Here is a 12,524-nt window from a genome sequence, read left to right as displayed (position 1 = left end):
CATCCCTGAATTTTCCGACGAACCGTGGTATCTGATCGGTACGCCACAGGTCGCCGATGGTGTCGACCCTGTTCGCCACCGCACCGTCTGGCGCCGTCGGAAGGAACGTCATGGCATATCTGGACCCCCGGCCCGCCAATCCGGCCGAGGCTCTCACCGAACTGCTCGCCGGCAACGAGCGGTTCGTCAACGGCACCCGTGTGCACCCGCACCAGGACGCCGAACACCGGGCCGCGGTCGCCACCGCCCAGCGGCCGTTCGCGGTCGTCTTCGGCTGCTCCGACTCCCGGCTCGCCGCCGAGATCATCTTCGATCGGGGGTTGGGTGACCTGTTCGTGGTACGCACGGCGGGGCACATCGTCGGCGTCGAGGTCACCGCCAGCCTCGAGTACGGCGTCACGGTGCTCGGCGCGCCGCTGGTCGTGGTGCTCGGCCACGACTCGTGCGGGGCGATCCAGGCCACCCACGCCGCGATGACCGGTACCCGGCTGCCCGGCCGGGAGCTCGGGGCGATCGCCGAGCGGGTCACGCCGAGCATCTGGCAGGCGAACGCGCGGCAGATCACCGACTACGACGAGGTGGGGATGATCCACGTCCGGCGGACCGTCGAGAATCTGACCCGGCCCGGTACCGAGCTGGGTGACGCGGTGGCCGCCGGCCGGTGTGACGTGGTCGGCATGTTCTACCGGTTGGCCGACGGCCGGGTCAGCGTGCTCGCCGCCGAGTCGGCCGGGGAGTAGCCGGCCGCTGGACGCCACCCGGGCTTTCCCGGTGCCGCGACGCTGCCGCCGTCGGCCGGTCATGCCGACGGCGGCAGCGGAGCAGGCGCCCGCGCCCACCGACCGGTGCGACGGTCAGGCCGTAGGCGGGCCGGCGGCCCCGGGCGTGCCGGGCTGGCGTAGCCAGCAGCGGGCCAGGTGGCCGGCGCCGACGGTGAACTCCGGTACCTCCTGCCGGCAGATCTCCATCGCGGCCGGGCACCGGTCCCGGAACAGGCAGCCGGTGTCGCCGGTCGCCGGTCCCTGGCCGCCGCGCCGCGGTCCGTCCGGGGGCGCGGTCCTGGGCCGGCCCGGGTCCGGGGCGGCGGCGGCCAGCAGCTGGGTGTACGGGTGGGCGGGGCGCAGGATCACCTCGTCGCTCGGACCCGACTCGACCACCTGGCCGCGGTACAGCACCGTGGTCGACGAGGCGAAGTAGCGGGCGGTCGCCAGGTCGTGCGTGACGTACAGGACGGCCAGGTCCCCCTCCCGTTTCAACCGGTCGACGAGGTTGAGGATCTCCAGCCGGATGGAGACGTCGAGCATCGACACCGGCTCGTCGGCGAGCAGGATCCGGGGCCGGGGCGCGAGCGCGCGGGCGATCGCCACCCGCTGCCGCTGGCCGCCGGACAGTTCGTGCGGCAACCGGCGGGCGACCTGGTCGGCCGGGGTCAGGTTGACCCGGGTGAGCAGGTCGTGCACGGCGGTACGCAGCCCGGTCGTGTCCCGGGCGATCCCGTGCAGCCGCAACGGCCGACGCAGGTGGTAGTCGACGGTGTGGGCGGGGTTCAGTGACCCGAACGGGTCCTGGAACACCATCTGCACGTCCCGCCGGTACCGGCGGACCGCCCGGCGGCCGGAGCGCACCGGCGTACCGTCGAGGAGGATCTCCCCGGCGGTCGGGCGGGTGAGCCGCACCAGCATCCGGGCGATCGTCGACTTGCCGCTGCCGCTCTCGCCGACCAGCGCCATCGTCTGTCCGGAGCGCAGTTCGAAGGAGACGTCGTCGACCGCCCGCAGCGTCCGGCGGCGGCGCCCGTCCCGCAGCGGGAAGTGTTTGCTCAGGTGGCTGACGGTCAGTGTGGTCACCGCGTCTCCCCGGTTGTCGTACCGCCGTCGACGTTCCCGGCCCGGTCGTTGGTGTCGCCGTCCGCTGTTCCGGGCGGGACGTCGTCGGCGGCTGTGGCGGACCCGCCGGGGGTGTGAGGCTCGCCGGGGACGTCGAAGTCGCCGGCCCGCAGTGCCGGGGGCGGGCCGTCCGGGCGTCGTACCGGGTCGTAGTGCAGACAGGCGGCCCGGGTCGACGCCGTACCGGTGGTCGCCGGCAGCAGCGGCGGATCCAGGCGGTGGCAGGCGTCGAAGACGTACGGACAGCGGGCGGTGAACGCGCAGCCGGCCGGGGGACGGGACAGGTCCGGCGGGCTGCCGGGGATGCCGTGCAGCACCGTCCGCTCGCCGCGCAGCCGGGGAAACGACCGCAGCAGTCCGACCGTGTACGGGTGGTGGGCTGAGGCGTACAGGTCGGCGGCGCGTCCCTGCTCGACGATCCGGCCGCCGTACATGACGGCGAGCCGGTCGCTGATCTCCAGCAGCAGGGACAGGTCGTGGGTGATGAAGACGACCGCGAACCCGAACCGGGCCCGGAGCCGGTCGATCTCGGTGAGGATGTCGCGTTGCACCACCACGTCGAGGGCGGTGGTCGGTTCGTCCATCACGATGACGTCGGGGCGGAGCGCCATCGCCATCGCGATCAGGACCCGCTGCCGCATTCCGCCGGAGAGTTCGTGCGGGTACGCCGAGAGGCGTTCCGGGCCGATGCCGACCAGGTCGAGCAGTTCCCGGCAGCGTTGTTCGCGGTCACGGCGGCCGAGTTCGGGTCGGTGCGCGGTGAAGACGTCGGCGAGTTGGCGGCGTACCGACAGCACCGGGTTGAGCGCGTTCATCGCGCCCTGGAAGACCATCGCGACCCGGTTCCAGCGGAACCGGCGCAGCGCCTCGCCGTGCAGGGTCGCCAGGTCGACGGCGGGGCCGTCGCCGGGGCGGAAGACGACCTCGCCGGCGGTGACCCGGCCGGGTGGCTTGAGCAGCCGGGTGATCGCGTACGCGAGGGTGGACTTGCCGCAGCCGCTCTCGCCGGCGATGCCGAGCACCTCGCCCCGGGCCAGGTCGAAGCTGACGTCCCGGACGGCGCGGACCGGCTGCGGGCCGTCGTAGACGACGCTCAGGTCGCGGACCGACAGTACGACGTCGCGGCCGGCGGCCGGCGCCGGGTCGGCCATGTTCATCGGCGGCCGCCGGGCCGGGTGCGTCGGGCCGGGGTGGCCCGCAGTCGTGGGTTGATGAGTTCGTCGAGACTGAAGTTGATCAGCGCGAGGCCGGCGCCGACCAGCGCGATGCAGAGCCCGGGTGGGACGAACCACCACCAGGCGCCGAGCGACAGTGCCTGCGAGTTCTGCGCGAAGTAGAGCATCGTCCCCCAGGAGCCGGCTCCGCCGAGGCCGAGGAAGGCCAGCGCGGCTTCGGTGAGGATGCCGCCGATGACCGCGAAGACGAACTGGGCGGCGATCAGCGGCAGCAGGTTCGGCAGGATCTCGAAGGTGACGATCCGCCAGTCGGGTTCGCCGCTGACCCGGGCCGCGTCGACGTAGTCGCGGGCGCGTAGGGACAGGGTCTGGGCGCGTAGCACCCGGGCGGCTCCGGCCCAGCTGGTGATCGAGACGATCAGGGCGATCGCCAGCGCGCCCCGGGTCTGCACGTAGTCGGTGATCAGGACCACCAGCGGCAGCCCGGGCAGCACCAGGAAGACGTTGCTGACCAGGGAGAATCCTTCGTCGGTCCGGCCGCCGGCGTAGCCGCCGACGACGCCGACGAGCACCGAGACGACGGTGGCGAGCAGTCCGACGACGACGCCGACGACCATCGAGCCGCGGGTGGCGACGACCAGTTGCCGGAAGACGTCCTGGCCGGTGTTGGTGGTGCCGAGCGGGTGTGCGCCGGACGGTGGCAGCAGCCGGTCGTCGCTGACCAGGTCGGGGTCGGCGACCAGCAGCGGTCCGACGATCGCGACCAGGCCGAAGAAGCCGACGATGGCCAGGCCGGCGATCAGCTTGCGGGACCGGAGCAGGCCGCGCCAGCGGGGGTACCGGGTCGGGACCACCACTGCGGGTACGACGTCGCCGGTCACGTCGTGCTGGGTTTCGATCGTCGCCATCAGCCGGCCTGCCGGGTACGGGGGTCGATGAGCGCGTAGAGCAGGTCGACGACGAAGTTGGCGCCGAGCACGGCCAGCGAGATGATCAGGAAGATGCCTTGCAGCAGCGGGTAGTCGGCGTTGGCGACGGCGGCGACCAGGCTCATCCCGACGCCGGGGTAGGAGAAGACGATCTCGGTGGCGATGGAGCCGCTCACCACGAAGCCGAGGGTGATGGCGAAGCCGGCGACGCTGGGCAGGACGGCGTTGCGGGCCGCGTACTGGATCATGATGCGGCGGGGTCGCAGACCCTTCGCCTCGGCGGTCAGCACGTAGTCCTCGGCCATCGTGGAGACCATCATGTTGCGCATCCCGAGCAGCCAGCCGGCGACGGAGGCGACCACGATCGAGGCGGCCGGCAGGAGACCGTGGTGGATCGCGCTGCGGATGAACGGCCCGTTGAACCCGATGGTGGTCTCGTAGCTGTATCCGCTGTTGAGCGGGAACCAACCGAGCACACCGCCGAAGACGTAGAGCAGTACCAGGGCGAGCCAGAAGTACGGGATGGCGGCGAGGAAGGTGGTGGCCGGTACCAGCGCGTCCAGCCAGGTGCCGCGGCGCCAGCCGGCGAGTGTGCCGAGGGTGATGCCGAGCAGCACGCTGAGGACGGTGGCGAGCCCGACCATCACCACCGTCCACGGCAGGCTCTGGCTGAGCACCTTCGACACCGGGGTGGGGTAGTAGGCGACCGAGAGTCCGAACTCGCCGCGCAGCAGGTTGCCGAGGTAGCCGAGGTACTGCTGCCACAGCGGGTCGTCGGAGACCCCGAACTGCAGTTCGAGGGCGCGGCGGGCCTCTGGCGACATCGGGGTCATGTTCTGTGTCTTGGCCAGGACGGCGTCGACCGGGTTGCCCTTGATCAGTCGGGGGATCAGGAAGTTGACGGTGACCGCCGCCCAGACGGCGACCAGGTAGAACAGCGCCTTGCGCCGCAGGTAGCGCATTAGCGGGTCAGCCGACCGGGACCAGGTTCTTGGCCACGATGCCCATGTCCGGCCCGTTGTACGGGGTGGTCAGGGCGTAGTGGTTGTCCTCGGTGGGGAAGTTGGTGATGTTCTCGGTGCGGTACTCGATCAGCGAACTGGACTGCTGCAGCGGGATGTACGGCAGTTCGGCGACGATCACGTCCTGGATCTTGAACAGTTGTTCCTTGATCGCGTCCCGCTGGTCCGGCGGGGTGTTCTCCATCGCCAGCAGGGCGGCGTCCACCGTCGGGTTGCGGTACCGGCCGTAGTTGGAGCCGGCCTGCCTGCCCAGCGGGGCGGTGGTCTTGCTGGCGAACGCCCGGCTGTACCAGGAGTACGCGGTGCCCTCGCTGTACAGGTTCGTGATGATCATGTCGAAGTCGCCGGTCTGCTGGTCGGTGGAGAAGGCGGTGAACGACACCTCCTGGGTCTTCATCTCGATCCCGACCGACTTCAGCGACTGGGTCATGATCTGCAGCGCGGAGATGTAGTCGTTGTAGCCCTGGACGACCTTGACGGTGAACGACAGCCGCCGGCCGGCCTTGGCGTAGATGCCGTCACCACCCTTGACCCAGCCGTCCTGCTGCAGCGTCTGCTCGGCGCGGGCCGGGTCGAACTCCAGCTTGCGGTTCTTGTACTCCGGCTTGATGTAGTCGTCCCACAGCGGTCGGGGCAGCTGGGCCGGGCTGGCCTCGCGACCGTAGCCGGAGAAGGCCAGCCGGATGATCTGGTCGCGGTCCAGGGCCAGGCTGATCGCCTGGCGGACCGCGACGCTGTCGAACGGCGCCTTGTCCAGGTTGGGGATCAGGTTGGTCAGGTAGAGCTGCGACTCGTTGAGGTACCTGTTGTGTTCGGGGTCCTTGCTGACGTACTGCTTGTCGATGTCGGCGATGAACGAGCCGGCCCAGTCGAGCTGGCCGGCGGCGAGCGCCGCGATCGCGCTGTCCGCGCTGGCGAACTGGTGGAAGCGCATTCCCTTGATCTTCGGCTTGCCGGCCTCCCAGTAGTGCGGGTTGCGCTCGAGGACGTAGTTCTGCTGGCTGAACGAGGCGACCGTGAACGCCCCGGTGACGACCGGCTTCTCGTTGGTGAACGCGGACGGGTCGGCGATGGTCGACCAGATGTGTTTCGGCACGATGTAGGTCCGGCCGGCGATCAGGTTGAGCCGGGTGTAGACCCCCTGGCTGAACCTCAGCGTCACGTGTGTCGGGTCGGTGGCCACCGCCTCGACGAGCGGCAGGCCGTTGACGTTGAGCTTCTCGTTGTCCCGGATCAGGGTGAAGGTGAAGGCCACGTCCTCGGCGCTGAACGGGGTGCCGTCGCTCCACTTCACCCCCTCCCGGATGGTGAGGTTCAGGGTGCGTCCGTTGTCGGCGAACTCGTAGCCGGTGGCGAGCTGCGGCTGCACGTCGTCGGCCCGGGCGCCGTTGAAGTAGATCAGCGCCTCGTACAGCACGCTCATCGTGCCGGCGACACTGTTCTGGGAGAACGGGTTGAAGTTCGGCACGAATCCGGCGTTCGCCCCGGAGAACACGTTGATGATCTTTTCTCCGGCGGCGGTGGAGCCGCCGCGACCGTCGCCGCAGCCGGCAGCGGCGAGCAGGGACGCGGTGGCCAGTGCGGCGAGCAGTCGGCGCGCGCGGCTCATCGGTGCCTCCCGATCGGGTGGTTTCGGACGGGTTTCCACCTGGTGTCCGGGGAACGTGAGATCGATGACAACACCGAACCGGTTCAGAGTCAATAGACGCCAGACGATCGCCAGGTGACCGGATGAGCCGGTCAAGCGTGGGACAAAACACCTATGGTCCGGCCCGGAACTGCCTCGTTCCGGGCCACTTAACCGGTTCCGCCGACCCGTACCGGAGGTGTGCCGGATCCCGCTGGCGCGGCTCCCGCCACCACCGGCGATGATCTCCCCGGGGCAGGTGAAACCCGACCGAAACCCGACCACTGGTACCGTTGCCAGCGCCGACAACCTCGCGAGCGAGAGACCGCCGGGCACCCGCCCGGACGGCGCCGAAGGGGCAAATCCTCCCCGGAACCTCTCAGGCAAAAGGAGCTCGTGGGCAGGCGACTGTGGAGCGCCCCGCGACGCCGCGTGGACGTGACAGAGGGGGAGGTTGCCGCGTCGACCTCGCCCGGGAGTGCCGCCCATGACCACACCACGCTTCGCCGACCGCCACATCGGCCCCGACGCCGCCGCCCAGCGGCGCATGCTGGAGACCGTCGGATACGACACCGTCGACGACCTGATGGACGCCGCGATCCCCGAGGTGATCCGCTGGACCGGCACCCTCGACCTGCCGCCCGCCGCCACCGAGGACGAGGTGATCGCCGAACTGCGCGCGGTCGCCGCCCGCAACACCGTCGCCGTCTCCATGATCGGGCTCGGCTACCACGGCACCCACACCCCGGCGGTGATCCGCCGCAACGTGCTCGAGGACCCGGCCTGGTACACCGCCTACACCCCGTACCAGCCGGAGATCAGCCAGGGTCGGCTCGAGGCGCTGCTCAACTTCCAGACCATGGTCACCGACCTGACCGGCCTGACCACCGCGAACGCCAGCATGCTCGACGAGGGCACCGCCGCGGCCGAGGCGATGACCCTGGCCCGGCGCGCGTCCAAGGCCACCGGCGACGTGTACGTCGTCGACGCCGACACCCTGCCGCAGACGATCGCGGTGCTGGCCACCCGCGCCGAACCGCTCGGCATCGAGGTCCGGGTCCTCGACCTCGACACCGAGCCGCTGCCGGACCGGTTCTTCGGCCTGCACCTGCAGTACCCGGGCGCCTCCGGCGCGGTCCGGGACCACGCCGCACTGGTGGAGGCCGCACACGCCGCCGGCGCACTGGTCACCGTCGCCGCCGACCTGCTCGCCCTCACCCTGCTGCGCCCGCCCGGTGAGATCGGCGCCGACATCGCCGCCGGCACCACCCAGCGGTTCGGCGTACCGATGGGCTTCGGCGGCCCGCACGCCGGCTACCTCGCGGTCCGCGCCGGCCTGGAGCGGATGCTGCCCGGCCGGCTCGTCGGGGTGTCCCGCGACGCCGCCGGCGAACCCGCCTACCGGCTGGCGCTGCAGACCCGTGAACAGCACATCCGCCGGGAGAAGGCGACCAGCAACATCTGCACCGCCCAGGTGCTGCTCGCCGTGATGGCCGGCATGTACGCCGTCTACCACGGTCCGGACGGGCTGCGGTCGATCGCCACCCGGGTCCACCAGCGGGCCGCCGCGCTCGCCGCCGGCCTGCGTACCGTCGACGGCGTCGAGGTCGTCCACGACGTCTTCTTCGACACCGTGCTGGCCCGGGTCCCGGGCCGGGCCGCCGAGGTCGTCGCCGCCGCCGAGCGGCAGGGGATCAACCTGCGGCTGGTCGACGCCGACCACGTCGGGATCTCCTGCGACGAGACCACCACCGCCGAGCACGTCTCGACGGTGTGGCAGGTCTTCGGCGACGTCACCGGCGAGCCGGCGAGCGCCGGGACACTGCCGCCGGCCCTGCGCCGCACCGGCGACTTCCTCACCCACCCGGTCTTCCGCAGCCACCACTCGGAAACCGCGATGCTGCGTTACCTGCGCCGCCTCGCCGACTTCGACTACGCCCTGGACCGGGGCATGATCCCGCTCGGCTCGTGCACCATGAAGCTGAACGCCACCACCGAGATGGAGCCGGTCAGCTGGCCCGAGTTCGCCAACCTGCACCCGTTCGCGCCGGCCAACCAGACCGCCGGCTACCGCGACCTCGTCGCCTCCCTGGAGGGCTGGCTCGCCGAGGTGACCGGCTACGACGCGGTCAGCGTGCAACCCAACGCCGGCTCCCAGGGTGAACTCGCCGGGCTGCTCGCCATCCGCGCCTACCACCGCGACCGTGGCGACACGCACCGGGACGTCTGCCTCATCCCGTCGTCGGCGCACGGCACCAACGCGGCCAGCGCGGTGATGGCCGGGATGCGGGTCGTCGTCGTCGGCTGCGACGTCGACGGTGACGTCGACCTCGCCGACCTGGACCGCAAGATCGAGGCGCACCGGGACAACCTCGCCGCGATCATGGTGACCTACCCGTCCACCCACGGCGTGTACGAGGGCGGCATCGCCGCGCTCTGCGCCAAGGTCCACGACGCCGGTGGCCAGGTGTACGTCGACGGCGCCAACCTCAACGCCCTGGTCGGCTTCGCCAAGCCGGGCCGGTTCGGTGCCGACGTCTCGCACCTGAACCTGCACAAGACGTTCTGCATCCCGCACGGCGGCGGCGGGCCCGGCGTCGGCCCGGTCGCGGTCCGGGCGCACCTGGCGCCGTACCTGCCCGGCGACCCGCTCGGCGGCGACGACCGGCCGGCGGTCTCGGCCGCCCACTACGGCTCGGCCGGCATCCTGCCGATCCCGTGGGCGTACCTGCGGATGATGGGGCCGGACGGGCTGCGTCAGGCGACCGGGACGGCGGTGCTGGCCGCGAACTACGTGGCGGCGCGGCTACGCGGGCACTACCCGGTGCTCTACGCCGGCAACAAGGGGCTGGTCGCCCACGAGTGCATCCTCGACCTGCGTCCGCTGACCAAGGCGACCGGGGTCAGCGTCGACGACGTCGCCAAGCGGCTGATCGACTACGGATTCCACGCCCCGACGATGTCGTTCCCGGTCGCCGGCACCCTGATGGTGGAGCCGACCGAGAGCGAGGACCTCACCGAACTCGACCGGTTCTGTGACGCGATGATCGCGATCCGGGCCGAGATCGACCGGGTCGGGTCGGGGGAGTGGCCGAAGGGGGACAACCCGCTCGCCAACGCCCCGCACACCGCCGCCATGGTCGGCGGCGACGACTGGGCGCACCCGTACCCGCGGTCGGTGGCGGCCTACCCGGCCGGGGTCGACCGGCGGGCGAAGTACTGGCCGCCGGTACGCCGCATCGACGGGGCGTACGGCGACCGGAACCTGGTCTGCGCCTGCCCGCCGCCAGAGGCGTTCGCGGACTGACGGTGACAGCGAACCGTTACCGTCGGTGACCAACCGGTCGGCGCGCCCGGTTGGTTTCGGTTACTCAGCCGACCAGGGCGTGCCGGGCCGGGCCGCGGTGCGGCGCAATCGTACGACCGTCGGGCAGCAGCTCCCCGGTGTCGTCGAAGACGATCACACCATTGCAGAGCAGGCTCCAGCCCTGCTCACGGAAGCAGGCGATGACCCGGGCGGCCTCCCGGTCGGGAGCCTCGGCGGAGGGACAGGTGGGTTGGTGCTGACACATCGGGTTCTCCGGACGGTGAGGGAAGTGTGGCATGGTTCACATGGCCAGTCACGGACGGTACCAATGCCGCAGGCACGATGACGAGCAGCTTTCGGACTGACGCGGGAGAATCCACTTTTCGGATGAGGCAGATCGATACGGTTGGCGTGGGATCGCTCCCAACCGGGCTGTCCCCGGGCATCCCGGGCATGCCGGTCGGATGCCGTCCCCGACTGACCGAACACGCCCGCCTGCAGTGGTGGCACACCGACGGCGGCGACCCGGCCCGGCTGCTGGAGGACTTCCTGGCCGGACACGGCCTGCCGGTGCGTGACCTGGCCCGGCCGGCGGCCCAACGCACCGACGCCCACCGGCCGGGCACGGTGTGCGGGGCCGGCGTGTTCGTCTCCGCCGCCGCCGGCGCCACCATGGTCCAGGGCGCGGTCGGTCCCCCGAGCCCGGCACCGGCCGTACCGGATCTGGCTGCCGTGGTGTACCGGCACACCGACCCGTCGGTACCCGCCCCGCCTGCCGGCGCCCCGGCGGGACCGGCCGGTTGGCGGCTCGGACCGTGGCACCGCAGTTGGACCGACGAGGCGCACGCGGCCGCCGTCGAACAGGCCCGCGCCGCGATCGGCCGCGGCGACATCTACCAGGTCAACGTCGTCGGCCACGCCGCCGCCCGGTACGTCGGCGAACCCGGGCCGGCGCTGGCGCGACTGGCCCGGCTGCCCGGCGCCCGCTACGGCGGCGTGTTCACCGGACCGGGCTGGGCGATCGGCTGCGCCTCCCCGGAGACCCTGGTCGAGGTCGCCGCCGGCCGGGTGACCACCCGGCCGATCAAGGGCACCCGGCCGGCGACCGCCGACGGGCGGCGGGAGATGCTCACCTCGGCGAAGGAACGGGCCGAACACGTCATGATCGTCGACCTGGAGCGCAACGACCTGGCCCGCGTCGCCCGCACCGGCACGGTACGCGTCGACGATCTCTACACGATCCGCCGCTGGTCCGGGCTGTGGCAGGCGGAGTCGACGGTCTCCGCGCTGCTCGCCGACGGCTGCGGCCTGGCCGACCTGCTACGGGCGGTCTGCCCCGGCGGGTCGGTCACCGGAGCTCCCAAGATCGCCGCGCTGGCCCAGATCGCCGCCCTGGAACCCGTCGGTCGGGGTGCCGCCATGGGCGGGCTCGGCTGGCTCGACGCGGACGGACTGGACCTGGGGTTGACGATCCGGACCGTGGCGGTGGACGCCGAGCGCGTCCACGTCTGGGCCGGCGGCGGCATCACCTGGGACAGTGACCCGATGGCGGAGGTCGCCGAGGCGGCCGCCAAGGCCGGCCCGGTCCGCGCCGCCCTGGCCGGCTGACGACCCACCGGCAACGGGGTTACGGCTCGGCCAGCCGGGAACCGGGGTCACCGCTCGGTCAGCCGGGCCACCGCCGCCGCCACCGAACCGGGGCCGGCCGGCAGCAACGGCAGCCGTACGTCCGCGGTCGGGATCCGGCCCTGGGCGTACAACACCCCCTTGAGCACGGCCGGGTTCGGTTCGGCGAACAGGGCCGCCGACAGCCGGGCCAGCCCGGATCCGAGACCACGGGCGGTACCCGGGTCACCGGCCCGCCAGGCGTCGGCCAGCGCCCCGAACCGGCTGGTCGCCAGGTGCGCCGAGGCGAGAATGCCGCCGGCCGCGCCGAGCGCCAGCAGCGCAGACAGGAACACGTCGTCCCCGGCGAGCACCGCGAACCCGGACGGCGGGTCGGCGAGCAGGTCGACGATCGGCTCGTCGACGCCACCGGCGGCGTACTTCATTCCGGCAACGCCGGGTATCGCGGCCAGCGCACGCAGGTCGGCGGCGTCCAACGGGCGTCCCGTCCGGTACGGGACGTGGTAGACGACGAGCGGGACCGGGCTGGTACGGGCCAACCGGGCGAAGTGCGCCACGACGCCGGCCACCGACGGTCGGGTGAACGACGGGACCGGCACCAGCGCGTACCCGACCGCCGGGCAGCGGGCGAGTTCCGCGAGTGCGGCCTCGACGGCCCGGGTGTCGCCGCCGCCGACGCCGACGGTCAGGACCGCGTCGTGGTCCCGACACACCCGGGCGCAGACGTCGACGACCAGCCGTCTCTCCTCGTCGTCGAGGGCGGCGGCCTCGGCGGTGGTACCGAGCGCGACGACGCCGGCGGCCCCGTCGGCGAGTACGGCGTGCGCGAGTTCCCCGAGCGCGTCGACGGCGACCGCTCCGTCGGCGGTGAACGGGGTGACCAGCGGGACGTGGATTCCGGACAGCGATGCCATACGTCGAGCCTGCCCCCGGCGAACAAGAAGCTCCAGCT

At 71.9% G+C, this 12,524-nt stretch carries 10 protein-coding genes and 1 riboswitch; of the genes, 3 read left to right on the top strand and 7 right to left on the bottom strand.

All coding sequences use genetic code 11. From position 1 onward, the window contains the following. Nucleotides 1–110 precede the first annotated feature (110 nt). The gene (locus V1633_RS16235) at nucleotides 111–740 is read left to right on the top strand and encodes a carbonic anhydrase (protein ID WP_331215142.1); all 630 of its coding nucleotides are present in this window, start codon (nucleotides 111–113) and stop codon (nucleotides 738–740) included. Nucleotides 741–854: 114 nt separating this feature from the next. On the opposite strand, the gene V1633_RS16230 is transcribed toward V1633_RS16235, so the two are convergent. From V1633_RS16230 to V1633_RS16210, 5 genes are read right to left on the bottom strand one after another with little or no spacing between them, the layout of a single operon-like run. Beyond that, nucleotides 855–1,847, bottom strand: a complete 993-nt coding sequence (locus tag V1633_RS16230) for an ABC transporter ATP-binding protein (protein ID WP_331215141.1) — start codon at nucleotides 1,845–1,847, stop codon at nucleotides 855–857. Further along, nucleotides 1,844–3,043, bottom strand: coding sequence for an ABC transporter ATP-binding protein (locus V1633_RS16225; protein WP_331215140.1), 1,200 nt, complete (start codon nucleotides 3,041–3,043; stop codon nucleotides 1,844–1,846). The genes V1633_RS16230 and V1633_RS16225 overlap by 4 nt, the downstream gene beginning before the upstream one ends. Continuing rightward, nucleotides 3,040–3,969: an ABC transporter permease gene (locus tag V1633_RS16220; RefSeq protein ID WP_331215139.1), complete on the bottom strand. Its 930-nt coding sequence runs from the start codon at nucleotides 3,967–3,969 to the stop codon at nucleotides 3,040–3,042. The genes V1633_RS16225 and V1633_RS16220 overlap by 4 nt, the downstream gene beginning before the upstream one ends. Then, complete coding sequence (locus V1633_RS16215) at nucleotides 3,969–4,952, bottom strand: ABC transporter permease (RefSeq protein WP_331215138.1); 984 nt, start codon at nucleotides 4,950–4,952, stop codon at nucleotides 3,969–3,971. Before V1633_RS16215 ends, V1633_RS16220 begins: the two co-directional genes overlap by 1 nt. Nucleotides 4,953–4,959: 7 nt before the next feature. After that, complete coding sequence (locus V1633_RS16210) at nucleotides 4,960–6,621, bottom strand: ABC transporter substrate-binding protein (RefSeq protein ID WP_331215137.1); 1,662 nt, start codon at nucleotides 6,619–6,621, stop codon at nucleotides 4,960–4,962. A 324-nt stretch (nucleotides 6,622–6,945) separates the two neighbouring features. Beyond that, a riboswitch (glycine riboswitch) is annotated at nucleotides 6,946–7,044 on the top strand. 82 nt (nucleotides 7,045–7,126) lie between these two features. On the opposite strand from V1633_RS16210, the gene gcvP reads away from it, so the two are divergent. Then, on the top strand, nucleotides 7,127–9,946 hold the full coding sequence (gcvP, locus tag V1633_RS16205) for an aminomethyl-transferring glycine dehydrogenase (protein WP_331215136.1): 2,820 nt from the start codon (nucleotides 7,127–7,129) through the stop codon (nucleotides 9,944–9,946). A 64-nt stretch (nucleotides 9,947–10,010) separates the two neighbouring features. On the opposite strand, the gene V1633_RS16200 is transcribed toward gcvP, so the two are convergent. Continuing rightward, on the bottom strand, nucleotides 10,011–10,211 hold the full coding sequence (locus tag V1633_RS16200; protein WP_331215219.1) for a DUF5999 family protein: 201 nt from the start codon (nucleotides 10,209–10,211) through the stop codon (nucleotides 10,011–10,013). A 122-nt stretch (nucleotides 10,212–10,333) separates the two neighbouring features. Between V1633_RS16200 and V1633_RS16195 the strand changes: the two genes are divergently transcribed. Next, nucleotides 10,334–11,554 carry a chorismate-binding protein gene (locus V1633_RS16195; protein WP_331215135.1) on the top strand — a complete coding sequence of 407 codons (1,221 nt, stop codon included), beginning with the start codon at nucleotides 10,334–10,336 and terminating at the stop codon, nucleotides 11,552–11,554. 47 nt (nucleotides 11,555–11,601) lie between these two features. Here V1633_RS16195 and V1633_RS16190 read toward each other — a convergent pair whose 3' ends face one another. Further along, nucleotides 11,602–12,486: a dihydrodipicolinate synthase family protein gene (locus tag V1633_RS16190; RefSeq protein ID WP_331215134.1), complete on the bottom strand. Its 885-nt coding sequence runs from the start codon at nucleotides 12,484–12,486 to the stop codon at nucleotides 11,602–11,604. Nucleotides 12,487–12,524: the final 38 nt, after the last annotated feature.

It is taken from the genome of Plantactinospora sonchi (genome assembly GCF_036422035.1).
GTDB lineage: Bacteria > Actinomycetota > Actinomycetes > Mycobacteriales > Micromonosporaceae > Plantactinospora > Plantactinospora sonchi.
Note: the sequence above shows the minus strand (reverse complement) of the source record. Positions and strands in the feature narration are given on the sequence as shown.

Coding starts and splice junctions, on each gene's coding strand:
- gcvP (WP_331215136.1), top strand. CDS start 7,127: ATGACCACACCACGCTTCGCCGACCGCCACATCGGCCCCGACGCCGCC.
- V1633_RS16220 (WP_331215139.1), bottom strand. CDS start 3,969: ATGGCGACGATCGAAACCCAGCACGACGTGACCGGCGACGTCGTACCC.
- V1633_RS16200 (WP_331215219.1), bottom strand. CDS start 10,211: ATGTGTCAGCACCAACCCACCTGTCCCTCCGCCGAGGCTCCCGACCGG.
- V1633_RS16225 (WP_331215140.1), bottom strand. CDS start 3,043: ATGAACATGGCCGACCCGGCGCCGGCCGCCGGCCGCGACGTCGTACTG.
- V1633_RS16210 (WP_331215137.1), bottom strand. CDS start 6,621: ATGAGCCGCGCGCGCCGACTGCTCGCCGCACTGGCCACCGCGTCCCTG.
- V1633_RS16215 (WP_331215138.1), bottom strand. CDS start 4,952: ATGCGCTACCTGCGGCGCAAGGCGCTGTTCTACCTGGTCGCCGTCTGG.
- V1633_RS16235 (WP_331215142.1), top strand. CDS start 111: ATGGCATATCTGGACCCCCGGCCCGCCAATCCGGCCGAGGCTCTCACC.
- V1633_RS16195 (WP_331215135.1), top strand. CDS start 10,334: ATGAGGCAGATCGATACGGTTGGCGTGGGATCGCTCCCAACCGGGCTG.
- V1633_RS16190 (WP_331215134.1), bottom strand. CDS start 12,486: ATGGCATCGCTGTCCGGAATCCACGTCCCGCTGGTCACCCCGTTCACC.